General features: G+C 60.5%; 24 protein-coding genes and 1 pseudogene. 13 read left to right on the top strand and 12 right to left on the bottom strand.

The window, feature by feature from the left end; all coding sequences use genetic code 11:
• The first annotated feature begins 163 nt into the window (after positions 1-163).
• A complete protein-coding gene (locus tag C8K66_RS21310; RefSeq protein WP_017844622.1) occupies positions 164-766 on the top strand; it encodes a peroxiredoxin in 603 nt (200 codons plus the stop codon).
• Between the two features lie 64 nt (positions 767-830).
• On the opposite strand, the gene rnt is transcribed toward C8K66_RS21310, so the two are convergent.
• Together rnt and pyrC are read right to left on the bottom strand one after the other, a co-directional pair.
• On the bottom strand, positions 831-1,502 hold the full coding sequence (rnt, locus tag C8K66_RS21305) for a ribonuclease T (RefSeq protein ID WP_017844623.1): 672 nt from the start codon (positions 1,500-1,502) through the stop codon (positions 831-833).
• Positions 1,499-2,545 (bottom strand): dihydroorotase, encoded by a 1,047-nt coding sequence (gene pyrC, locus C8K66_RS21300; RefSeq protein ID WP_017844624.1) that lies wholly within the window; start codon positions 2,543-2,545, stop codon positions 1,499-1,501. The genes rnt and pyrC overlap by 4 nt, the downstream gene beginning before the upstream one ends.
• A gap of 156 nt (positions 2,546-2,701) precedes the next feature.
• Between pyrC and C8K66_RS21295 the strand changes: the two genes are divergently transcribed.
• The 3 genes from C8K66_RS21295 to C8K66_RS21285 all read left to right on the top strand — a co-directional run bounded on the left by C8K66_RS21295 (position 2,702) and on the right by C8K66_RS21285 (position 6,203).
• The gene (locus C8K66_RS21295) at positions 2,702-3,610 is read left to right on the top strand and encodes an OmpA family protein (protein WP_057005827.1); all 909 of its coding nucleotides are present in this window, start codon (positions 2,702-2,704) and stop codon (positions 3,608-3,610) included.
• A gap of 129 nt (positions 3,611-3,739) precedes the next feature.
• Positions 3,740-4,957 (top strand): argininosuccinate synthase, encoded by a 1,218-nt coding sequence (locus tag C8K66_RS21290; RefSeq protein WP_017844626.1) that lies wholly within the window; start codon positions 3,740-3,742, stop codon positions 4,955-4,957.
• 613 nt (positions 4,958-5,570) lie between these two features.
• Positions 5,571-6,203 (top strand): response regulator transcription factor, encoded by a 633-nt coding sequence (locus C8K66_RS21285; RefSeq protein WP_017844627.1) that lies wholly within the window; start codon positions 5,571-5,573, stop codon positions 6,201-6,203.
• A gap of 87 nt (positions 6,204-6,290) precedes the next feature.
• Here C8K66_RS21285 and C8K66_RS21280 read toward each other — a convergent pair whose 3' ends face one another.
• The 8 genes and pseudogenes from C8K66_RS21280 to metG all read right to left on the bottom strand — a co-directional run bounded on the left by C8K66_RS21280 (position 6,291) and on the right by metG (position 12,942).
• Complete coding sequence (locus tag C8K66_RS21280; protein WP_017844628.1) at positions 6,291-6,470, bottom strand: PA3496 family putative envelope integrity protein; 180 nt, start codon at positions 6,468-6,470, stop codon at positions 6,291-6,293.
• Positions 6,471-6,577: 107 nt separating this feature from the next.
• The gene (nth, locus tag C8K66_RS21275; RefSeq protein ID WP_046384541.1) at positions 6,578-7,216 is read right to left on the bottom strand and encodes an endonuclease III; all 639 of its coding nucleotides are present in this window, start codon (positions 7,214-7,216) and stop codon (positions 6,578-6,580) included.
• 25 nt (positions 7,217-7,241) lie between these two features.
• Complete coding sequence (locus tag C8K66_RS21270; RefSeq protein WP_017844630.1) at positions 7,242-7,736, bottom strand: Rnf-Nqr domain containing protein; 495 nt, start codon at positions 7,734-7,736, stop codon at positions 7,242-7,244.
• On the bottom strand, positions 7,729-8,313 hold the full coding sequence (locus tag C8K66_RS21265) for an RnfABCDGE type electron transport complex subunit G (protein WP_108525866.1): 585 nt from the start codon (positions 8,311-8,313) through the stop codon (positions 7,729-7,731). Before C8K66_RS21265 ends, C8K66_RS21270 begins: the two co-directional genes overlap by 8 nt.
• Positions 8,310-9,269, bottom strand: a complete 960-nt coding sequence (locus C8K66_RS21260) for an RnfABCDGE type electron transport complex subunit D (RefSeq protein WP_108525864.1) — start codon at positions 9,267-9,269, stop codon at positions 8,310-8,312. The genes C8K66_RS21265 and C8K66_RS21260 overlap by 4 nt, the downstream gene beginning before the upstream one ends.
• 556 nt (positions 9,270-9,825) lie before the next feature.
• A pseudogene (rsxB, locus tag C8K66_RS31725) lies at positions 9,826-10,197 on the bottom strand (electron transport complex subunit RsxB); the annotation flags it as partial.
• Positions 10,198-10,214: 17 nt separating this feature from the next.
• Positions 10,215-10,787 (bottom strand): Rnf-Nqr domain containing protein, encoded by a 573-nt coding sequence (locus tag C8K66_RS21250; RefSeq protein WP_046485771.1) that lies wholly within the window; start codon positions 10,785-10,787, stop codon positions 10,215-10,217.
• Between the two features lie 103 nt (positions 10,788-10,890).
• The gene (metG, locus tag C8K66_RS21245; protein WP_108525860.1) at positions 10,891-12,942 is read right to left on the bottom strand and encodes a methionine--tRNA ligase; all 2,052 of its coding nucleotides are present in this window, start codon (positions 12,940-12,942) and stop codon (positions 10,891-10,893) included.
• Positions 12,943-13,113: 171 nt separating this feature from the next.
• On the opposite strand from metG, the gene apbC reads away from it, so the two are divergent.
• Positions 13,114-14,208: an iron-sulfur cluster carrier protein ApbC gene (gene apbC, locus C8K66_RS21240; RefSeq protein WP_108525858.1), complete on the top strand. Its 1,095-nt coding sequence runs from the start codon at positions 13,114-13,116 to the stop codon at positions 14,206-14,208.
• A 498-nt stretch (positions 14,209-14,706) separates the two neighbouring features.
• Here the strand turns inward: apbC and fdxA are convergent, their stop codons facing one another.
• Positions 14,707-15,030, bottom strand: a complete 324-nt coding sequence (gene fdxA, locus C8K66_RS21235) for a ferredoxin FdxA (RefSeq protein ID WP_003222178.1) — start codon at positions 15,028-15,030, stop codon at positions 14,707-14,709.
• Between the two features lie 142 nt (positions 15,031-15,172).
• A complete protein-coding gene (gene mutS, locus C8K66_RS21230; protein WP_057005817.1) occupies positions 15,173-17,764 on the bottom strand; it encodes a DNA mismatch repair protein MutS in 2,592 nt (863 codons plus the stop codon).
• Between the two features lie 197 nt (positions 17,765-17,961).
• Between mutS and C8K66_RS21225 the strand changes: the two genes are divergently transcribed.
• The 8 genes from C8K66_RS21225 to C8K66_RS21190 all read left to right on the top strand — a co-directional run bounded on the left by C8K66_RS21225 (position 17,962) and on the right by C8K66_RS21190 (position 23,398).
• Entirely contained in the window at positions 17,962-18,696 is a 735-nt protein-coding gene (locus C8K66_RS21225) for an XRE family transcriptional regulator (RefSeq protein WP_026139757.1), read from the top strand.
• A gap of 710 nt (positions 18,697-19,406) precedes the next feature.
• Positions 19,407-19,751, top strand: a complete 345-nt coding sequence (locus C8K66_RS21220) for a phage holin family protein (protein ID WP_017844641.1) — start codon at positions 19,407-19,409, stop codon at positions 19,749-19,751.
• A 20-nt stretch (positions 19,752-19,771) separates the two neighbouring features.
• Positions 19,772-20,287: a hypothetical protein gene (locus C8K66_RS21215; protein ID WP_046484889.1), complete on the top strand. Its 516-nt coding sequence runs from the start codon at positions 19,772-19,774 to the stop codon at positions 20,285-20,287.
• Between the two features lie 3 nt (positions 20,288-20,290).
• On the top strand, positions 20,291-20,902 hold the full coding sequence (locus tag C8K66_RS21210; RefSeq protein ID WP_108525856.1) for a phage baseplate assembly protein V: 612 nt from the start codon (positions 20,291-20,293) through the stop codon (positions 20,900-20,902).
• A 9-nt stretch (positions 20,903-20,911) separates the two neighbouring features.
• A complete protein-coding gene (locus C8K66_RS21205) occupies positions 20,912-21,244 on the top strand; it encodes a phage baseplate protein (protein WP_017844644.1) in 333 nt (110 codons plus the stop codon).
• A complete protein-coding gene (locus tag C8K66_RS21200) occupies positions 21,241-22,236 on the top strand; it encodes a baseplate J/gp47 family protein (protein ID WP_046384532.1) in 996 nt (331 codons plus the stop codon). The genes C8K66_RS21205 and C8K66_RS21200 overlap by 4 nt, the downstream gene beginning before the upstream one ends.
• A complete protein-coding gene (locus C8K66_RS21195; RefSeq protein WP_046484896.1) occupies positions 22,233-22,871 on the top strand; it encodes a phage tail protein I in 639 nt (212 codons plus the stop codon). The genes C8K66_RS21200 and C8K66_RS21195 overlap by 4 nt, the downstream gene beginning before the upstream one ends.
• A complete protein-coding gene (locus tag C8K66_RS21190; protein WP_046384530.1) occupies positions 22,868-23,398 on the top strand; it encodes a tail fiber protein in 531 nt (176 codons plus the stop codon). The genes C8K66_RS21195 and C8K66_RS21190 overlap by 4 nt, the downstream gene beginning before the upstream one ends.
• Positions 23,399-23,409: the final 11 nt, after the last annotated feature.

Here is a 23,409-nt window from a genome sequence, read left to right as displayed (position 1 = left end):
TGCTGGGCCGCGACTTTGCCTGTGCGCTGACGAACGGTTTTTTCAGTGTATGATGGTCGGTCTTCACGAAGCGTGACTGCGTCACAGGCTTGTCGCTTATGCGCGGCAGACTCGAGGCCGGTCCTTTTACTTCAATCGTCACCCCTGCATCAGGAGATATCCAATGAGCGTACTCGTCGGCAAACAAGCCCCGGATTTCGACGTACCTGCCGTTCTCGGCACTGGCGAAATCGTTGACAGCTTCAAGCTGTCTGAAGCCATCAAAGGCAAATACGGCCTGGTGTTCTTCTACCCGCTGGACTTCACTTTCGTCTGCCCTTCGGAGCTGATCGCTCTGGACCACCGCATGGACGATTTCAAGGCGCGTAACGTTGAAGTGGTCGCGGTTTCCATCGACTCCCATTTCACCCACAACGCCTGGCGCAACACTGCCATCAACGATGGCGGCATCGGCAAAGTCAAATACACCATGGCTGCCGACATGAAGCACGACATCGCCAAGGCCTACGACGTTGAGTCCGAAGGCGGCGTGGCGTTCCGTGGCGCGTTCCTGATCGATGACAAGGGCGTTGTGCGCTCGCAGATCATCAACGACCTGCCGCTGGGCCGTAACATGGAAGAGCTGATCCGTCTGGTCGACGCGCTGCAATTCCACGAAGAGCACGGCGAAGTCTGCCCTGCCAACTGGAAAAAAGGCGACAAAGGCATGAACGCTTCGCCAGAAGGCGTTGCAGCCTACCTGACCGAGAACGCCGGCAAGCTGTAAGCCACGTTTGCGGTAAAAAAAACCGGCCTGAGAAGGCCGGTTTTTTTATGTGCGGGATTCCACTTCAGTCGTTGAAGTCTTCCCAGCCGCCCATCTGTTTCCAACGGTTGACGATGCCGCAGAACAGCTCGGCGGTCTTTTCGGTGTCATAGCGCGCCGAGTGGGCTTCGCGACCGTCAAAGTCGATACCGGCGGCCTGGCAGGCTTTGGCCAATACGGTCTGGCCATAAGCCAGGCCGGCGAGCGTAGCGGTGTCGAAGCTGGAGAACGGGTGGAACGGGTTGCGCTTCATGTCCAGCCGCGCCACGGCGGCATTCAGGAAGCCCAGGTCGAAGCTGCTGTTGTGCCCCACCAGGATCGCGCGTTTGCAGCCATTGGCCTTCAACGCCTTGCGCACGCCACGGAAGATATCGGTCAGTGCTGCTTCTTCACTCACCGCCATGCGCAGTGGGTGATCGAGCTTGATCCCGGTGAATTCCAGGGCCGCGGCTTCGATATTGGCGCCTTCGAACGGCTCGACGCGGAAGAAGTGGGTGTGTTCTGCGAACACAAAACCCTGTTCGTCCATGCCGATGGTGGTCGCGGCGATTTCCAGCAGCGCGTCGGTGGCGCAGTTGAAGCCACCGGTTTCTACGTCGATGACGACCGGCAGATAGCCGCGAAACCGCTCGGCCATCGGGTGACGGGAACCGCCACCGCTGTGCTCGTGTTCGTCATCGTAATGGTCTTCACTCACTTGCTTTCCTCCAGCAGGCGCCAGCGCAGTGTTTCACCGGCGCGCAGCGGGATAACAGTCAGCTCGCCAAACGGCAGGCTGACGGGGGCAGTCCAGTCTTCACGGACCAGGGTGATGCGGTCGGTATTCGCCGGCAGCCCGTAGAAACGCGGGCCGTTGAGGCTGGCGAAGCCTTCGAGTTTGTCCAGGGCGTTGCGTTGGTCGAACGCTTCGGCGTACAGCTCGATCGCCGCATAGGCGGTGTAGCAACCGGCACAACCGCAGGCCGCTTCCTTGGCATGCTGGGCGTGGGGCGCCGAGTCGGTGCCGAGGAAGAACTTCGGGTTGCCGCTGGTCGCAGCGTCCAGCAGGGCCACCTGATGGGTGTTGCGCTTGAGAATCGGCAGGCAATAGAAGTGCGGCCGAATCCCGCCCACCAGCATGTGGTTGCGGTTGTAGAGCAGGTGATGGGCGGTGATGGTCGCGCCAACGTTGGCCGAGGCCTCGGTGACGAACTGCACCGCATCGGCCGTGGTGATGTGTTCGAACACCACCTTGAGGGTCGGAAACAGCTCGACCACCCGGCGCATATGCTCGTCGATGAAGATCTTCTCGCGATCGAACACGTCGACATCGCCGCGGGTGACTTCACCGTGGATCAACAGCGGCATGCCGACTTCGGCCATCGCTTCGATCGCCGGCAGGATCTTGTCGATGCTGGTCACGCCGGAGTCGGAGTTGGTGGTCGCGCCCGCCGGATACAGCTTGGCGGCGTGTACGAAACCGCTGGCCTTGGCCTCGCGGATTTCGTCGGGCTGGGTGCGGTCGGTCAGGTAGAGCACCATCAACGGTTCGAAGCGGCTGCCGGCCGGCCGTACAGCGAGGATGCGCTGGCGATAGGCGTCGGCCTGCGCGGCATTACGCACCGGAGGTACCAGGTTAGGCATGATGATGGCGCGGCCAAACGTGCGCGCAACATCGGCCACGGTGTGGGGCAACGCAGCACCATCGCGAAGATGAATATGCCAGTCGTCGGGACGCAGCAGGGTCAGGCGGTCGGACATTGGGGATTCCAGGCGGGTCAATCTGGTGGGAATGCTACCGGAAAAGACTCTTGCAGGCACTCGCTATCAAGTTTTGCAGGATGCATCCGATAGCCTTTGGTATGCCTTAACGATGTATGACGCTTTGAAGTGTTGTAGAAACCAGTGGAGCCTCCCGTGCGCCAGCATTATCTAGCCCTGCTCAGTGTGTTCGCCAGCCTGCCTGCGATGGCCCTCACGTTCCAGACACGTCTGGAGAATATTGAGTGGAAGGTGGAGGGCGACAAATTCGAGTGCCGCTTGACCCAGCCGATCACCGATTTCGGCTCGGGTGAGTTCGTGCGCCGGGCCGGCGAGCAGGCGACATTCCGTCTGAAAGCCTTTAACGGCTTGCTCGGCGCAGGATCGGCGACCCTGCTGGCGGCGGCTGCGCCATGGCAACCGGGCCGCGGCGATATCAACCTCGGCGCCGTGCGTGCCGGCAGTGGCGATGTCTTGTTCAACAGTTCCCAGGCCCAGGCCGGGCGCCTGTTCAATGGCCTGCTCGAGGGGCGCAGCCCGACCGTGCGGCATTACGGGCGTGAAGGCGGCTATTCGGAAATTCGTCTGTTGCCGGTGAAATTCAACAAAGCCTACAACGACTATCAACTGTGTACCGCCAAGCTGCTGCCGATGAATTACGATCAGGTCAAGCAGACCGAAGTCGGCTTCCCCGGTGGCGGTATCGAGCTGGACGCAGCGGCCAAGCGCAAGCTGGCGGTGATCGTCGAATTCATGAAGGCCGATCCGACGGTCAACCATATCGAATTGAACGGTCACTCCGACAACAGCGGCAATCGCCTGACCAATCGCGATGTCTCGCGCCGTCGCGCATTGGCGGTGATGGACTACTTCAAGGCCAACGGCGTGCCGGAATCGCAGATCACCATGCGTTTCCACGGCGAAAGCTACCCCTTGGCGCCCAATACCAATGCCGCCAACCGCGCGCGCAATCGGCGCGTCAATATCCAGCTCGAACGCGTGGCCGCCCCCGAGAAACCGGCGGTGCAAGCCAAGGGCCCGAGCAACCCCGCCGCTACGTCATAAGGTGCGACCATTGGTCGCCCGCTCGACATAATCTGTCGCTTTATCTTCATTTGCTGTCGCGCCCCTGTAATTTCGCGGTTTTGATCGGTAGAATCGTTGCCTTTCCGTAAAACCCCGTGGAGTGATGGCATGGCCGACGTAAACAAGGTCGTTCTCGCGTATTCCGGCGGCCTGGACACTTCGGTGATCCTCAAGTGGCTGCAGGATACTTATAACTGTGAAGTGGTGACCTTCACCGCTGACCTGGGTCAGGGCGAAGAGGTCGAACCTGCACGCGCCAAGGCGCAAGCCATGGGCGTCAAAGAGATCTACATTGACGACCTGCGCGAAGAGTTCGTCCGCGATTTCGTTTTCCCGATGTTTCGCGCCAACACCGTCTACGAAGGCGAGTACCTGCTGGGTACCTCCATCGCACGTCCGCTGATCGCCAAGCGCCTGATCGAAATCGCCAATGAAACCGGCGCTGACGCCATTTCCCATGGCGCCACCGGCAAAGGCAACGACCAGGTGCGTTTCGAACTGGGCGCCTATGCCCTCAAGCCGGGCGTGAAAGTGATTGCCCCTTGGCGTGAATGGGACTTGCTGTCCCGTGAAAAGCTGATGGATTACGCTGAAAAGCATGGCATCCCGATCGAGCGTCACGGCAAGAAGAAGTCCCCGTACTCGATGGACGCCAACCTGCTGCACATCTCCTATGAAGGCGGCGTGCTGGAAGACACCTGGACTGAGCATGAAGAAGACATGTGGCGTTGGACCGTCTCCCCGGAGAACGCTCCCGACAAGCCGCAGTACCTGGAACTGACCTACCGCAACGGCGACATCGTCGCGCTGGACGGCGTCGAGATGACCCCGGCCACCGTACTGGCGACCCTGAACCGTATCGGCGGCGAACACGGTATCGGCCGTCTCGACATCGTCGAGAACCGTTACGTGGGCATGAAATCCCGTGGCTGCTACGAAACCCCAGGCGGCACCATCATGCTGCGCGCCCACCGCGCGATCGAGTCGATCACCCTGGACCGCGAAGTGGCTCACCTCAAAGACGAGCTGATGCCCAAGTACGCCAGCCTGATCTACACCGGCTACTGGTGGAGCCCTGAGCGTCTGATGCTGCAACAGATGATCGACGCTTCCCAGGCTCACGTGAACGGCGTTGTGCGCCTGAAGCTGTACAAGGGCAACGTGATCGTCACCGGTCGCAAGTCCGATGAGTCGCTGTTCGACGCCAACATCGCCACCTTCGAAGAAGATGGCGGCGCCTACAACCAGGCGGACGCAGCAGGCTTCATCAAGTTGAATGCACTGCGCATGCGTATTGCGGCCAACAAGGGTCGCAAGTTGTTCTGAGTGTTCCCGTCGAAATGAAAAGTGGCCCCTTGTTCAGGGGCCATTTTTTTTTGCCTGTAAAAAAGGCGCGGCGATCCTGATGTTTAAAGTTGTTTAGGTTTGTTTAAAGTCTATCGAGGTTCGTCGTTTCAGAAAGTTTGATGCCTGGCCCGCCGAGGAATGAATTATTTACACCTGAGTAGGAACTATGTCTTACAGAAAATTCACTCACCAAAGTGCGGCGTAGATGTAAGTCGCGGAAAGTTCTGTAGGAAATTTATGGTGTAAATAAATATGTTGAATGGAACTGAAATCATCAGGCTTTTTTTACCTGTCGGCCCATGCGGTCGCGACATGCAAGGGGCATTTCCTGAAACGGGTGTGCGCTGCGTTTACGGTTGCCCCCCTATTCACCGGATATTTCTCTCAAAATATGTGCGAGCCCGGAAAGGTCTGAAAGGCTCCATAAAACTCGAAACATCTGAGTTGGTGTTTTTTTGTAGGTTAATTCCTATCTCGTTGTGGGTTGGGTCTCTGCTTGCTGTTGCTTGGGGTGGAACGCTATGCCAACTAGGAAACGACTAGGCTATTGTGCTTGCTCTGAATAATTCGAACAGCGAAATTGGACTTTCTCATGAATAAAGTGCTGATCGTGGATGATCATCCCGTCATTCGTCTTGCTGTGCGCATGCTAATGGAGCGTCATGGTTATGAGGTCGTTGCCGAGACCGATAACGGTGTCGATGCGTTGCAACTTGCACGGGAACATATGCCGGACATTGTCATACTGGATATTGGAATTCCCAAACTCGATGGCCTGGAAGTTATCTGCCGGCTGTCGTCCACCAAACAGGCCACACCGTTCAAGGTGCTGGTCCTGACTTCCCAGGCGCCGGGCCATTTCTCCATGCGCTGCATGCAGGCGGGGGCGGCCGGGTACGTGTGCAAGCAGCAGGACCTGACGGAATTGCTGAGTGCCATCAAGGCGGTGCTGTCCGGCTACAGCTACTTTCCCAACCAGGCGCTGAATTCGGTGCGTTCCACCATGGGCAACGCCAGCGAGGCCGACATGGTCGAGCGCCTTTCGGGACGCGAGATGATGGTGTTGCAGCAACTGGCGCGCGGCAAAACCAACAAGGAGATCGCTGACGGTATGTTCCTCAGCAACAAAACCGTCAGCACCTATAAGACACGCTTGCTGCTCAAGCTCAATGCCCGCTCACTGGTCGATCTGATCGAGTTGGCTCAACGCAATGGCCTGGTCTAGAGGAGGGCGCCACCCCATGGCTGGATAGCCAGGCGAATCGGCATAAAAAAGCCTCCGTGAGGGAGGCTTCCGGCCGTTCTCGGCTGATCAGAGGTCGAAATCGTAATCGGCCAGCTGTTTTTGCAAGCGTCGCTCTTCCAGAAGGTTGTCGATGGTGCGGCGTTTGCTTAGATTGGTCTTGGCCACCTCTACAGGTGCTTCCTGCCCATCGTCATCCGACTCGACAAGGTCATCGTCCACTTCCAGTTGTTCTTTGCCAGTGCTCATAACGTTAACTCCGGGCTAAGACTGCCGTTGGCGCTCCTTATAACGATATTCCATGAGCGGGTAAAAAAGATTTTTTCAATCGATAGATCGAAAAAACCTATGATCCCTCAATCGTCCGACGTCTTGTCCTTGTATTCGCACAGGTCTTCGATGCGACAGCTGCCGCAGCGCGGCTTGCGGGCCTGGCAAACGTAGCGCCCGTGAAGGATCAGCCAGTGGTGCGAATCGAGCAGATACGGCTTGGGGACAAACTTCATCAGTTGTTTTTCCACTTCCACCACATTCTTGCCGCGGGCAATGCCGGTGCGGTTGCTCACCCGGAAAATGTGAGTGTCCACGGCCATGGTAAGTTGCCGGAACGCCGTATTGAGCACAACGTTTGCAGTTTTGCGGCCCACGCCTGGCAAAGCCTCCAACGCTTCGCGGGTTTGCGGCACTTCGCCGCCATGCCGCTCCACCAGCAGGCGGCAGGTCTCGATGACATTTTTCGCCTTGCTGTTGTACAAGCCGATGGTCTTGATGTATTCGGATAAACCTTCCACGCCCAAGGCATGGATCGCTGCCGGCGTGTTCGCCACGGGATACAGTTTGGCCGTGGCCTTGTTGACGCCGACGTCTGTGGATTGGGCCGAGAGAATCACCGCAATCAGCAACTCAAACGGCGTGGAGTAGGCCAGTTCGGTTTTGGGTTCCGGATTGTCTTCGTGGAGCCTGCGGAAAATTTCCAGGCGTTTTGCGGCGTTCATGGGGCAGGCGATTCCTTGCTGGCGGTCAGCGTGATTGTGAAAAATGGGCCCAGGCTTGCAACCCTGCGAGCAATAACCCAAGCAGGATAAACCCGGCCGGCATCAATGTGGTGGCGGCACTGGCGCGTAACAACCCCATGACGAGCATGAGCGCGGCGAACAGGCCGACCAACCGTAGCTGCGCCTTGCGCTGGCCCGCCTCAAAGAAACCATGGTGTTCCAGGACGACGCATTGCACGCTGATCAGCGCAAGGTAGATGCCCAACTGCTGATACAGCGGCAGCGCAAATGCCTGCAACAGTAGCTGCACACAACTGACCAGTGTCGCGGCGACCATCAAGCTGGCACCCAGCCGCAGGGACGCGCTCAGGCGCGAGCGTACCGCGCGCATGACCAGGCCGTAGAGCGTCACGGTCAGCGCCGACAACGCCAGGAAACTCAGGGCTTTGGGCAGGGTGTCAGTCACCCCGAGCAACGGTGCGAGCAGCGCTGCATTGGCCAGGCCAACGGCTCTAGTCATGGGCGTCGGGCTCCAGCAGGGATGAGCGGTGCTCGTCGAAATAGCGCAAAGCGTCATGGGTGGCGCTGATCACCGCTCGAGAGGTGAGGGTGGCACCGGCTATTTGATCGACGGTCGAGTCTTGCATGTCCGTGCGTGAACGCCCCTTGAATGAAGCCAGCCAAGGGTTGCCGGGCTGGCTGATAAGCCCGCCCAGGCTTGGGGTTTCCGATTGCGCCAGGGTCTTGATGCCCAGCAGCTTGCCGTCGCGGTCAATGGCGATCAGCAGTTCGATCGGGCCGGCATAGCCGCTGGTGCTCAACCGCAGCAGCACCGCGCTGGGTTGGCCCGACAGGCTGACCCGATAGCCACCCAGCAGTTGGCTCTCCTCCAGCGGCTGCGCAGCGATCGGCAGCGGTTGCTCCAGCGGCTGATTGTCATAACGGTCGGCGGGTAGCAGGTCGAGCAATGCCTGGCGCTTCAGGGCCAGGGCCTGGCGCGCGGCGTGATCGGCAGTCAGGTGCTGAAGGGTCAGGATCAGCGTGCCGCCGCCGATAGCGATCAGCAACGCCAGCAGTACGCCTCTGTGCGACTTCATAGGCTGACCGCCGGCTGTTTCGCGGCCACCAGGCGTTCCAGCGCCGGCACGGCCAGGTTCATCAGCAGCACCGCAAAGGCTACACCGTCCGGGTAACCGCCCCACGTGCGAATCAGATACGTCAACAGGCCAACGCCCGCCCCGAACAGCAGCCGGGCCCTGGGGCTTTTTGGGCCGGAGACCGGCTCGGTGACGATAAAAAATGCGCCGAGAAGCGTGGCGCCCGTCAGCAGATGAAACAGCGGCGAGCCGTGAGAGTCAGAGCCCGAGCCATTCCAGCACAGCAGGCTGATCACAAACAGGCTACCCAACATGCCCAAGGGCGCGTGCCAACTGAATACCCGCTGGCGCAACAGCCACAGCCCGCCGGCCAGAAACGCCAGGTTCACCCACTCGCTGCCCTTGCCGCCGACATGCCCAAATGCCGGGTTGCGCGCGAACAGTTCATCGATGGTCAGGCTTTTGTTCAGTCGCAGGGCGTCCAGTGCCGTGGCCTGGGCCCAGGCATCGGGCGCGTCGCGGTGCAGGCCGAATACCTGTTGTGCGCCGGCCAGCAGGTCCATGCCGTGGGTGGTCGGCCAGTGCGTCATGAGTTGCGGAAAGGCCACCAGCATCGACGCATACCCAACCATCGCCGGGTTGAAGGGGTTGCGCTGGCCGCCGTACAGGTGCTTGCCCAGCAGCAGTCCACTGGCCACGGCCGCCACGCACAGCCACCAGGGGCAATAGGGCGGCAGTGCCAGGGCGAGCAGGGTCGCGCTGACCAGGCTGCTCAGATCGCCGCCACGCGCCCCCCGCAGGCGTTGCACGCCCGCATCGACCAGCAGTGCGCAGCCCGTCGCCAGCAACAGATTGATCAACACGCCCCAACCGAACAGCCAGAACATTGCCAGCCCACCCGGCAGTGTCGCCAGCAACACCCGTTGCAGGGCCTGTTGAGGCTCAAGCGTGGACATGGGCATCCACCTGGCGCTGTGCTGCGTCGAGATTGGCGTGTGCCTCGGCCAGTTGCTGTGGGTCGGCGTTCCGATCCTGGGCTTTCTTCAATTCGGCGCGCCGCATTGCCAGTTGGATCTTGGCGCGCTTTAGATCGGCGGTGTTAGCGGGGGCCGGCGTTGCAGGCGCGGGCTTCACCTCCAGAGCGGCCAATGCCTGCTCCGCGGCTTCGAACTGTTGTTGCAGCACGATCAGTTGCGACTGCTGTTCAAAGGTGGGCGGATGCCCGAATGCCTTCAAGGATTTATGCAACTGCGCACGGCTCATCGCCACGTTGATCTTGGCTTTCTTGATCGCGGCGTCCTGGGCTGCCTGCGCCGCATCGATCGGCACGGCGGCCAACGGCGCGGCCCGCTTGGTGCGGGCCAGGCGTTCGGCCTGTTTGTGTTCTTCTTCCCGTTGCAGGCGCGCGTTGCGTTGCTCAAAGCGTCGCCGTGCGCGGTCTCGCTTCAAGGCGCGCGCGCGGCGCTCGTGGTCGTTGGTCGCCAGGCCGCCGACAATCGGCAGCACCGCCACTAGCGGGCGCATCTCGATGCAATCGACCGGGCAGGGCGCGACGCACAGGTCGCAGCCGGTGCATTCGTCGATGATCACGGTGTGCATCCATTTGGCCGCGCCGACAATTGCATCCACCGGGCAGGCCTGGATGCATTTGGTACAGCCGATGCATTCGGCCTCACGGATGTAGGCAATCTGTGGTGGCGCTTCGCCGCGGCTGGTATCCAGTGCCAGTACCGGCACGTTCAGCAACTGCGCGAGCGCGCCGATCGTTTCCTGCCCGCCGGGCGGGCATTTATTGATGGCTTCGCCTTGGGCGATCCCTTCGGCGTAGGGCTTGCAGCCCGGGTGCCCGCACTTGCCGCATTGGGTTTGCGGGAGCAGCGCGTCGATACGTTGAATCAGGCTCATGCTTTGATCATTGCGTTGAAACCCAGAAAAGCCACCGCCATCAGCCCGGCGCTGATCAGTTCGACCGGCAGGCCGCGGAAGGGCAGCGGGATGTCGTTGTCGGCGATGCGCTGGCGCAAGTCGCTGAACAGGCTCAGCACCAGCCAGAAGCCGAGCCCGGCGCCCACGCTCAGTGCCGCCATGTGCGCCAGCCCCTCATCATCTTCAATGCCCAGCAACACCACGCCCAGTACCCCGGCGTTGCCCAGCAGCAGCGGCCATAACCCTTCCGTCGGCAGCGTAGGGCGCAGGCGCGTGAGCGCGCCGAGCACGGGGCGGATCAGCAGCGCGGTCAGCGGTAAAAACACCCACAGCCGCAGGGCAGTCAACCCCAACGGTTGCAGCACGTAGTGATCCAGCAAATAGGCCAGCACGCCGCTCACTGCCATCAACACGGTGGTGGCAATCCCCAATGCATGCACCCGCGAGCGTGAATGCGCGGCCAATATCGGGTCGACGGCCAACGGCATCTGCAACACGAGGTTGTTGATCAGGGCGGCGCTGACAAGGGTGAGGAGCATATCGGTCATGGGCATGCCGGTTAAGCGAACAGGGCCTGATTATCCGGCAAGCGAGAAGGGGGTACTAGCTGAAAAGCCCTGTCGCCGCGACGACAGGGCTGTTTTGCAGGGCTTACTTGATGCGTTGACCCGGCTTGGCGCCGCTGTCAGGGCTCAGCAGGTAGATTTCTTCGCCGCCGGGGCCGGCCGCCATCACCATGCCTTCGGAAATACCGAACTTCATTTTCCGCGGCTTGAGGTTGGCGATCATCATGGTCAGGCGACCATTGAGCTTGGACGGGTCCGGATAAGCGCTCTTGATCCCGGAGAACACGTTGCGTTGCTCGTCGCCGATATCGAGGGTCAGGCGCAGCAGCTTGTCGGCACCTTCCACGGCTTCGGCCTTGAGAATCAGCGCAACCCGCAGGTCGACGGCGGCAAAGGCGTCGAACTCGATCTCCGGGGACAACGGGTCCTTGACCAGTTCACCGTTGCCGGCCGGGTTCGATTCGCCGGTGTCGGTCGGGCTGGCGACCAGGTCTTCTTTCGACGCGTCGCTCATGGCCTGGACTTTTACCGGGTCGATACGGGTCATCAGCGGCTTGAACTCGTTCAATTGATGGTTGCTGAGCAAGCTGGCGTGGTCGTTCCAGGTCAGCGGCGCGACGTTGAGGAACGCCTCGGCATCCGCGGCCAGCAACGGCAGCACCGGCTTGAGGAAGATCACCAACTGGCGGAACAGGTTGATGCCGGTGGCGCAGATGGCCTGGACTTCCGCCTGCTTGCCTTCCTGCTTGTTCAGCGACCACGGTGCCTTGTCGGCGATCCACGCGTTGGCGCGGTCGGCCAGGCCCATGATCTCGCGCATGGCGCGGGCAAAGTCGCGGGCTTCATAGGCATCGGCGATGCTTGGCGCGGCGGCCAGGAACGCGTCGGTCAGTTCCGGCGCGGCATTCTCGGCCACCAGCACACCGGCGTTGCCCTTGTGGATGAAACCGGCGCAACGGCTGGCGATGTTGACGACTTTGCCGACGAGGTCCGAGTTGACCTTCTGTACGAAGTCTTCCAGGTTCAGGTCAAGATCGTCGACGCCACGGCCCAGCTTGGACGCATAGTAGTAGCGCAGGTATTCCGGCGACAGGTGATCCAGGTAGGTGCGCGCCTTGATAAAGGTGCCACGGGACTTGGACATCTTCTGGCCGTTGACGGTCAGGTAGCCGTGTACGTTGATGCCGGTCGGCTTGCGGTAGCCCGCACCTTCGAGCATCGCCGGCCAGAACAGGGCGTGGAAGTTGACGATGTCCTTGCCGATGAAATGGTACAGCTCGGCGGTGGAGTCCTTGCCCCAGAACGCATCGAAGTCCAGCTCCGGCGTGCGCTTGCACAGGTTCTTGAAGCTGGCCATGTAGCCGATCGGGGCGTCCAGCCACACGTAGAAATACTTGCCCGGCTCGCCTGGGATCTCAAAGCCGAAGTACGGCGCATCGCGGGAAATGTCCCACTGTTGCAGCCCGGCATCCAGCCATTCGGCGATCTTGTTGGCGACGGCGTCCTGCAGGGTGCCGCTGCGCGTCCAGGTTTGCAGCATCTGCTGGAAATCCGGGAGCTTGAAGAAGAAGTGCTGGGAATCCTTGAGCACCGGTGTGGCGCCGGAGATCGCTGACTTGGGGTTCTTCAGGTCGGTGGGGGCGTAGGTGGCACCGCATTTTTCGCAGTTGTCGCCGTACTGGTCCTCGGTGCCGCATTTCGGGCAGGTGCCCTTGATGAAGCGGTCGGCCAGGAACATTTTCTTTTCCGGGTCGAAATACTGCGTGATCGAGCGCGTGGCAATGTGCCCGGCGTCCTTCAACCGCAGGTAGATCTGGCTCGACAGCTCGCGGTTTTCGTCGGCGTGGGTCGAATGGAAGTTGTCGAAGTCGACCAGGAACTCGGCAAAGTCGGCGCTGTGTTCAGCCTGCACATTGGCGATCAGTTGTTCCGGGGTAATGCCTTCTTTTTCGGCGCGCAACATGATGGCCGAACCGTGGGCGTCGTCCGCGCAGACATAGATGCATTGATTGCCGCGATGCTTCTGGAAGCGCACCCACATGTCGGTCTGGATGTACTCAAGCATATGGCCAAGATGGATGGAACCATTGGCATAGGGCAGGGCGCTGGTGACGAGGATCTTGCGTGGCTCGGACATGGGGCTCGGCTACTCGATGAAACGGAGGTCGGCCACTATAAAGCGCCGGCAAATATATTTCACCCCGTGGCGCTGTTTCAGCATCTTCCCAACCTGCGAAAGCATGCCGTTAAGCCGCTGGAACGGTTAGGATAGCCCCCTGTTTCAGTCAGTCTTTTTCGGGAGTAGCCCATGAGCGCCGTTAATCGCGCAGCGGTGGAAGCCGTTCTTCGCCAGTACACCGACCCCTATTTGAACCAGGATCCGGTCAGTGCCGGTTGTGTCGGCGCCATCGAGATCCAGGGCGACCAGGTGTCGGTCCGGATGGAACTGGGCTATGCCGCCGGTCTGTTCAAGAGCGGCTGGGCGCAGATGCTGCAAATGGCCATCGAAGGCCTCGACGGCGTGCGTTCCGCCAAGGTCGACATTCAGTGCGTGATCGCGCCGCACAAGGCCCAGGCGCAGATCCCCGGCCTGGCCAATGTGAAGAATGTGGTGGCCGTGGCCTCCGGCAAGGGCGGCGTGGGTAAATCCACCACGGCGGCCAACCTGGCGCTGGCGCTGGCGCGCGAAGGCGCCCGCGTGGGGATTCTCGACGCGGATATCTACGGCCCGAGCCAGGGCGTGATGTTCGGCATTGCCGAGGGCACCCGCCCGAAAATCAAGGACCAGAAGTGGTTCGTGCCCATCGAGTCGCTGGGTGTGGAAGTGATGTCCATGGCGTTCCTGACCGACGACAACACGCCGATGGTGTGGCGCGGGCCGATGGTTTCCGGCGCTTTGCTGCAACTGGTGACCCAGACCGCCTGGGGCGATTTGGACTACCTGGTGATCGACATGCCGCCAGGCACCGGTGACATCCAGCTGACCCTGGCGCAAAAAGTCCCGGTGGCCGGTGCGGTGATCGTGACCACGCCGCAGGACCTGGCGTTGCTGGACGCGAAGAAAGGCGTGGAAATGTTCCGCAAGGTCAACATCCCGGTGCTGGGCGTCGTGGAAAACATGGCGGTTCACATCTGCTCCAACTGTGGCCATGCCGAGCACCTGTTCGGTGAGGGGGGCGGCGAGAAGTTGGCGACCCAGTACGGCGTCGAACTGCTGGCCTCGCTGCCGCTGGCGATGGTGATTCGCGAACAGGCCGATGGTGGCAAACCGACAGTGGCGGCCGAGCCTGATGGCCAGATCGCCATGGTTTATCAGGAACTGGCGCGTCACGTGGGCGCGCGGATTGTCCTGCAAGAAGCGGCTTCACCGGCCATGCCGACGATTACAGTCAGCGACGACTGAGTCATTCGCAGGAAACAAGCCCCGCTATTGTCGGGGCTTTTTCTTGTCCGCCGAACGGCCAGGTATCGCTTGCCAGGCTCTTACGCAGTTGCTCGTGTAAGCATTTGCTTACTCTCGCGTAAGTGTTTGGTTTTTTTTGCGTTCCTGGACGTCGCGAATTGTCTGGCCATATTTCTAATCAATTGAAATATAACAATTATTTATTGGCTCGCGAGAGCGAAAGCTCGGCAGGCGACGGGTTGGGTTGCGTTGTACTTCCCTGGGAACTGGTTACTATCAGTCCTGTGTCCACGGATTGACACAGCCATCAAGGAACGATGGTTTGAAGGAACGTCGCAGGATGCGATTCATCAGGATGATGAAAAAGGAATACAGGGACTAGGGAAAAAATGTGGGCGGGTCATACCGCCCCTTTTTTCGCCTGCAGAAAAGTGAAATGCCTGCCCCTGAACGCAAAAAAGGCCCGCAAGGGGCCTTTTTTGTTGGGCTGCGGCGCTGTCAGCGCTCGAGATCCTTGATCTTGCCTTTTACGCCATCCCACTCTTCCGCATCCGGCAGCGACTCTTTCTTCTCCGTGATGTTCGGCCAGATTTCCGCCAGTTCGACGTTCAACTGGATAAATTCCTGCATATCTTCCGGGACCTCGTCCTCGGAGAAAATAGCGACGGCCGGGCATTCAGGTTCACACAGGGCGCAGTCAATGCACTCATCCGGGTGGATCACCAGGAAATTCGGGCCTTCGTAGAAGCAGTCCACCGGACAGACTTCTACGCAGTCGGTGTATTTGCACTTGATGCAGTTGTCGGTGACGACGAAGGTCATTTCTAATTTTCTCCTCAGGCGGCGGCAGCGAAACCCCTTATGGTGGGGCCCGCGAGGTTTGAGAGCGATAATCTGCGAGCCAGGCTAAAAGCCCGCAGCATCCCAAACCGCGCGAGATAATATCAGCTTGCAAGCGTCTGCGTTAGATCTGTGTCTTCAGTGTATAGAGCATTTCCAGCGCTTTTCGCGGTGTCAAGTCGTCCAGGTCAAGTTTTGCCAATTCATCCAGCACCGGATGGGGCAGGCTGGCAAACATATCGCTCTGGTGTGGCGCGTTGGATTTGCTGTTGCTCTTCTTCGGGCTGGCGACCACGGTGTCGTGGGGCAGGGCGGTGGCTTCCAGGCGGCTGAGGTGCTCGCGGGCGCGGCTGATCACGTCGTTCGGCACACCGGCCAACTGCGCCACGGCCAGGCCGTAACTCTGGCTGGCCGGCCCTGGCAGCACATGGTGCAGGAACACGATACGTTCGTTGTGCTCGGTGGCATTGAGATGCACGTTGGCCACCAGCGGCTCGCTTTCCGGCAGCACGGTCAGTTCGAAGTAGTGGGTGGCGAACAGCGTATAGGCGCGCAGGTGCGCCAGGCGCTCGGCCGCCGCCCAGGCCAGGGACAGGCCGTCGAACGTGCTGGTGCCGCGACCGACTTCGTCCATCAGCACCAGGCTGCGCTCGGTGGCGTTGTGCAGGATGTTCGCGGTTTCGCTCATCTCCACCATAAAGGTCGAGCGGCCGCCGGCGAGGTCATCGCTGGAACCGATCCGCGTGAAGATGCGGTCCACCAGGGACAGCTCGCAACTGGCCGCTGGCACAAAGCTGCCGATATGCGCGAGCAACACGATCAATGCGGTCTGGCGCATGTAGGTGGATTTACCGCCCATATTCGGACCGGTGATCACCAGCATGCGGGTTTCGTCATCCAGCGACAGATCGTTAGCGACAAACGGCGTGGTCAATACCTGCTCCACCACCGGGTGGCGCCCCTGCACGATACGCATGCAGGGTTCGCTGACAAACCGCGGGCAGTTCAAGTCAAGGTTCAGCGCACGCTCGGCAAGGTTGCTCAGCACATCCAGCTCGGCCAGGGCGGCGGCGGTGTCTTGCAGTGGCGCGAGGCGGCTGATCAAGTCTTCGAGCAATGCTTCATACAGCATCTTTTCCCGCGCCAAGGCCCGGCTCTTGGCCGACAGCGCTTTATCTTCGAACGCTTTCAGCTCAGGGGTGATGAAGCGTTCGGCACCTTTAAGGGTTTGACGACGTTGATAGTCGATGGGCGCCTGCTCGGCCTGCTTGCTCGGCAACTCGATGAAGTAGCCATGCACACGGTTGTAGCCGACCTTCAGGTTGGCCAGGCCGGTGCGGGCTTTTTCGCGGGCTTCCAGGTCGATCAGGAACTGCCCGGCGTTTTCGCTCAGGGACTGCAGTTCATCCAGTTCGCTGTCGTAACCGGTCTTGAGCACGCCGCCGTCGCGGATGATCGCCGGCGGGTTGTCGATAATGGCTTTTTCCAGCAGGGCCGCGAGGTCCGGATAGGTGCCGGTGGTGACGGCCAGCTGTTGCAGGTGCGGCGTGTCCAGTTCGGTCATCGCCGCTTGCAACTGCGGCAGGGCGCCGAGGGCATCGCGCAGGCGCGCCAGGTCGCGCGGGCGTGCGTTGCGCAGGCCGATCCGCGCGAGGATGCGCTCGATATCGCCGATTTCTTTCAACTGCGGCTGCAGCTTTTCGAAGCGATAGCCGTCGAGCAGGCAGGTAATCGACGTCTGCCGCGCTTGCAGCACCGTCAGGTCGCGCAGCGGACGGTTCAGCCAGCGCGTCAGCAAGCGGCTGCCCATGGCGGTCTGGCAACGGTCGACCACCGATTGCAGCGTGTTGTCGCGCCCGCCCGCCAGGTTGGTGTCCAGCTCCAGGTTGCGACGGCTGGCGCCGTCGAGCACCACGGTATCGTCCAGGCGCTCATGGCGCAGGCTGCGCAAGTGCGGCAGGGCGGTGCGCTGGGTTTCCTTGGCGTAGCTGAGCAGGCAACCGGCGGCGCCGATGGCCAGGGTCAGGGTTTCGCAACCGAAGCCCTTGAGGTCCTGCACGGCGAACTGCTGGCACAGACTTTTCAGCGCCGAATCACGCTCGAAATCCCACGGCGCGCGACGCTTGGTCCCACGACGACGTTCCGCCGGCAGGTCCTTTGGCCAATCATCCGGGATCATCAGCTCCACCGGATTGATACGCTCCAGCTCCGCCAGCAGGTTCTCCCAGCCTTTGGTCTCCATCACGCTGAAGTTGCCGCTGGTGATATCCAGTACCGCCAGGCCGAACAAGCGCTCGTCGCCGAGCACCGCAGCGATCAGGTTATCGCGACGCTCATCGAGCAGCGCCTCATCACTCACCGTCCCCGGCGTAATAATACGCACCACCTGACGCTCAACCGGCCCTTTGCTGGTGGCCGGGTCGCCGATCTGCTCGCAGATCACCACCGACTCGCCCAGCTTCACCAGCTTGACGAGGTAGCCTTCCAACGAATGGTAAGGAATCCCACACATCGGAATCGACTGCCCCGCCGACTGCCCACGCGCGGTCAGGGTGATGTCCAGCAACTTGGCGGCTTTCTTCGCGTCTTCGTAGAAGATCTCGTAGAAATCGCCCATGCGATAGAACATCAACTGATCAGGGTGCTGGTTTTTCAGGCGCCAGTACTGCTGCATCATTGGGGTGTGGGAGGACAGATCGGAAGTGGTTTTACTCATCAGATAATTAGCGAATTCGTTAAAAGGAGTGGCAAAGGGGGCACTTGGCCCGGCTGATTTTGCGATGGCGGCAAGGTTAACACGCGAGGTCGACCCTTCGCAGGCCTGCTCAAAAGACACGGTAAGTGCATAAAAAATGCATGGTCAATGCAAATTAGCATTTGCCAAGCTTCAAATCTGTCGTCACTATCCGCTTTATGCAAAAACGCAACGTTTCTATCGTCTTAAGAGAACTGCTGGACCGCGACCGGATCTCCCCCACGGAGCTTCACCGGCGTACCGGCGTGCCTCAATCCACGCTGTCCCGGATCCTCAGCGGCAAGATCGTTGACCCCTCGGACAAGCACATTTCGCGCATTGCCGAGTACTTCCGCGTCAGCACCGACCAACTGCGCGGGCGCGCGGCGGTGGGCGTTTCGCGGGATGAAGGGCGCGACCCGATGCATTCGGAACTCAAGGACATAAGCCTGTGGGATGACGACACCCCCGTGAATGACGACGAGGTGTCGATCCCCTTTCTGCGTGAGGTTGAATTGGCTGCTGGATCAGGAAGATTCGTCATCGAGGAAAGCGAGAAGGCCAGCCTGCGGTTCGGCAAGCGCAGCCTGCGGCATAACGGTGTGCAGTTCGACCAGGCCAAGTGTGTGACGGTGCGCGGCAACAGCATGTTACCGGTGCTGCGTGATGGCGCGACGGTGGGGGTGAATGCGGGCAAGAGTGCGATTGGCGACATCGTCGATGGCGACTTGTACGCCATCAATCACAATGGTCAGTTGCGGGTCAAACAGCTCTATCGTCTGCCTTCCGGGATTCGCCTGCGCAGTTTCAACCGCGATGAACACCCGGACGAAGACTACAGCTTCCAGGACATCCAGGATGAACAGATCAGCATCCTGGGTCATGTCTTCTGGTGGGGCATGTACGCCCGTTAACCTTCTTGCGTAAGACGAAGCCCGCCAATCAGCGGGCTTTTTTTCGTCTGTAGAAAGGCATCAAACCCTTTGCCAGTAAGGCTTCCAATGCATCAGTGCATTTGTTTGGTAAAAATAAATGCATTTGTGCATTGACTGTATATGCATACATGCATATTCTTTGTCTCAAGCCGGCCAACAAGGCTCGGTGGAGGCGGCAAGGATGCTGCCAGGAACGACAAGGAAGGCACGCAACATCGGCACGGACGCCATCGAAGCGATGGCAGGGATGCCAGGTAACACCGGCAAGGATGCCGACGCTCTTTAGTTTCACCGTTTTACAAGAACAGGCAGCGATGAACCGGCCTTGACGGTTCAGAGGGTTGGCAACTGACCCGGGTGTGCAGCGTAAAGCACCAGAAGCAGTTATCCGGCAGACAGGGATCGTGGTCGGAAAAACATTGAGGAAAGATCCGTACCGCGCCAGTAGCGCCGAAAGATCGAGTACCCAGCCTCACTCATACTGTTCCTTTTGAAGGCGTCTTTTGTCGCCATGCGGCGTTGCCGCTCAACAACAGCCACTCCTCACAAGAGGATCGTATGGGTGAGGCTGGGCACAGGACCGCATTACTGAAAAGCCCGGGCAACCGGGCTTTTTGGAATGCCTACCTATAAATGGATTTACCCAAACGCCGGCATTTTGCCGGCATTGCTCAGCCAGGAGGCGTGACATGACAAACGAGCAGCAAGCGTTAGCGGAAATGCCTATCTGGCTGGTGATCGTACTGGCGCTGATCGGCGGAGTTTCTGGCGAAATGTGGCGCGCCGACAAGGAGGGCGCCCGTGGTTGGTCGCTGATCCGGCGCCTCGCGTTGCGGTCCGGGGCGTGCATGGTCTGCGGGGTCTCGGCGTTGATGCTGTTGTACGCCGCCGGCATGTCGATCTGGACCGCCGGCGCCCTCGGCTGCCTGACAGCCATGGCCGGTGCAGACGTCGCCATTGGCCTTTATGAACGTTGGGCGGCCAAGCGCATTGGCGTCGACGAGGCCCCGCCCTCCCGCCCGGATCAGCAGTAACCGCTGCAAGGACGCGACTGATGACATCTATCGAAAAACCTTCCCAACTGCCCATCGCAATTGGCGAAGCGCTCAAGGGCGCCTTCCCACAATTGCGTGTGGGCAACCACCAGGACTTCCAGGGCACCGGGGATAAAACCGGCGTGCTGATTACCGTGGAACGCAACGGCCCCGGCGTTCGATCCCTTGAAGGACGTAAGGCCCATGCACTGTCGGTGTCACTCATGGCCAGGGTTGTCAGTGGTTCGGCGCCTTACGACGCCTGCGACCTGGCCAGTCAATTGATGGATTTGGCCCTCGATAATCGCTGGGGCCTGCCGTCGGACCAGTGTGACCTGCCAAGCGCCATCGTCGCGGCGCCGACCCTACAGGGCAGTGCCGAAACCGACTACGACAGTTGGACAGTGTCCTTCACCCAAAACATCTACCTCGGCCCGCCGATACTCGAAGATCCCACCGGAAAACCGCTGTTTGCCTGCACGTGGGAAGTCTCGAATATCGACGATCCTGACCAATACCGACCTTTGCAGGAGTAGTCCATGTTCGATGCTTTGTTACGCATGCAACTGGGACCGATCGTCGAGCGCCTGGCGGAAATGGAGGCCCAGCTCGAAGACCTGTACCGACGCGCTGAAAGCTTTTGTCGGATCGGCATATGCCAGCAGGTCGACGCCGCCAGCAATACCTGCATCGTCAGCCACGGCGACTTGCTTACCCCGGCAATTGGTTTTTTCAACCCCAGCGCGGGGGCGCAGACCGAAACGCGCATCCCGTCAGTGGGCGAGCAATGTTTGTTGCTCAACTATGGCGGTGGGGAAGGCGCTGCGCAGTCGGTAGCGCTTTTCGGCCTCAACAGTAGCCTGTTTCCGCCGGTCTCCAGCGTTGCATCGTTGACCCGGCGCCGCCACCAGGACGGGACGCAAAGTGACTATGACGACGCCAGCCACACATTCAACTGGACCAACGGGCCCACCGTGTTCAGCGGTTCCCGCGAACAGGTCGAGGCGAAGGTCGGCGCTGCCACGCTGCAGATCAGCGCCAAGCACATCACCTTGCAACTCGGCGCCGTCGGTGTGCTGCTGGATGCCGGCGGCGTGCATTTGAGCGGCCCGCTGGTGGATCACCAAGGCCGCGTGATCAGCGCCGCATAAGGATTTGCCATGATCGGAATCGATAGGAATACCGGGGCAGCGGTCGATGACTGGCTGCAATTCGTACAGCGTGCCACCCGAGCGCTGACCACCCCCGTGGGCACTCGCCAGAAGCGCCCGTTGTACGGCTCGCTGATCCCCCAACTGCTCGGGCAGAACCTCGGCGACGACCTCTTGATCCTCGCCCAAAGCCACGCGGCCAAAGCGTTCTACAACGTCGAGAACGGCATCGCCGACTTTCAACCCCAGGTCATCGTCGCCAGTCGCCAGGGCGCCGGTCTGTTGCTGCGGTTTGCCGGCACGTGGAAAAACCGCCAACAATCCTTCGAGGTCATGACATGAGCATGCTGATCCCTGGCCAGAACCAACTGGCGGAGCCGGCCATCATTGCCGTCGACGCGTTCGAGCCGTTGCTGGCGCAATTCAAGGCGTTCGTCATCGACTACGTCGCCGCCCGCGCGCCACAAAGTGCCGCCAAACTCAAGGTCAGCCTCGATAACGAAAGCGAACTGCTGAGCCTGGCCCTGGAAGCGTTTTGCGTGCGTCTGCAAACCCACGAACGCCAGTACAACGCACGCATCAAGCAGATGCTGGCGTGGTGGGCCACCGGCAGTAACCTCGACGCACGCCTGGCCGATATGGGCCTGGAGCGCCAGGTGCTGGACCCCGGCGACCCGGCGGCCTTCCCGCCGGTGCCGCCGACATTGGAAAGCGACGACGACGCACGCTTGCGCTATTACTTGGCGCCCCACGCGCCGGCGGCGGGTTCTCGCATGCAGTATCGCCGCGAGGTGTTCACCCTCGGCGAACGACCTGCGGTTAACGTAGAAAGCGCGACACCGGGTGTGGTCACGGTCACCTATACCTTCGACCCGGATGGCTACGCAGCTCAGGTCAAGGATGGCAGCGGCCGACGCACCGCCCCCGGTGAGGTGATGGTGACGGTGCTGTCCAGGGACGGCGATGGAAGCGCTTCCGCCGATTTGCTTGACGGCGTGCGCAGACATTTCGCACGCCCCGATGTACGGCCGGAAACTGATCTCGTCACTGTCCAAAGTGCGCAGATCCAACGCTACAAGATTCGCGTGGTGGCCAAGATCAACGCCGGCCCGGACTCGGGCCTGACCCAAGTGGCGGCGCAACGCTTGCTGCAAACCTACGCCGAATCCTGTCACCGCCTGGAAGGGCGCGTCGACCCGAGCTGGATCGACTACGCCATCCACAGCGCCGGAGCGGCGCAGCTGCAAATCCTCGAACCGCTGGCACCGATTGTCTGCTCGGCGTTCCAGGCGCCGTATTGCACGGGTGTCGAGGTGGAGGTACGCACGCTATGAGTGAGCCCAAACCGAGTCTGTTGCCCGCCAATAGCTCACCGCTGGAAAAAGCGTTGGACCTGGGGTTTGGCAGGTTGCTCGAGCGGATCATGCCGCCGTTTCCGGCCTTGATGAACCCGCTGCAAACACCCTCCGAATTCCTTCCTTACCTGGCCGCCGACCGAGGCGTCAGCGAATGGGACGCGGATGCCAGCGAAACGGAAAAGCGCCTCACCGTGGGCTTGTCCTGGCAGATCCAGCGCCAGGCCGGCACGCCCAAGGCTTTGAGCTATGCGGTGGAGTCGCTGGGTTTCAGCCCCAACATCAGCGCCTGGTATCAACAGCGGCCGCAGGGCTTGCCTTACACCTTCGATGTGCAGGCGATCATCGGGCGCAGTTGGTCCAGCGGTGACCATAACCGATTGATCCGCCGTATCAACGCCGCGAAGAGCGAGCGCGACCAGGCGACGATTACCGTGGTTCACCAGACACAAGCACGCCTTGGCCTGACCGCGATTGTCCACGCCCCGTTTAACGACAGCGAGTTAAGCCTGCAAGGCGCGTTACCCGAACTTGCCTTGGGCGCTCGACTTAACAGTGCCGGCGTTGCCCGGCACTACACCATTAACGACTACGACCTCAGGGCGCAGCCATGACAGATGACATTACGCGCCTGGTGCGCTTCACCTCCAAGGGTTTGGATGAAGTGCTGCAGGCAAAGAACCAGGGCTTGAAAGGCGAAATCACCCACATCGGCGCCGGCACCGGCCGCTACAACCCAGACGGCACGGAAGTGGCCTTGCGTGACGAGCGCCAGCGGGTGGCGATTGTGGATTACGAGGACTTGGGCGAGCGCCAACTCAGGATGGCCGCGCTGTTCGATGGCGATGGCGAGTATGAGATTGGTGAGTTCGGTTTTTACCTCGCCAGTGGGACGTTGTTGGCGGTGTATTCGGTAGCTGGGAAGTTGCTGACGTATAAAGCGGCGGCGGCTCGGGTGCTGCAGAAGTTTACGTTGGATGTTTCGCCGTTGCCGGCGGAGAGCGTGACGATTGTGGTGGGGAGTGAAAACCTGAATGTGTTGCTGGCTGAGGAAATCGCGATTATGGCGACGGCATCGGTTGGCAATATGTATCGCCACGTCGATTTGATGCTCAGGGTTATGCACCTCGAAGCTAAATAGTTGCACCTGCA

This window comes from Pseudomonas sp. GV105 (genome assembly GCF_003058185.1).
GTDB lineage: Bacteria > Pseudomonadota > Gammaproteobacteria > Pseudomonadales > Pseudomonadaceae > Aquipseudomonas > Aquipseudomonas veronii.
The sequence above is the reverse complement of the archived record's forward strand: the minus strand, read 5'-3'. Positions and strand labels throughout refer to the sequence as shown.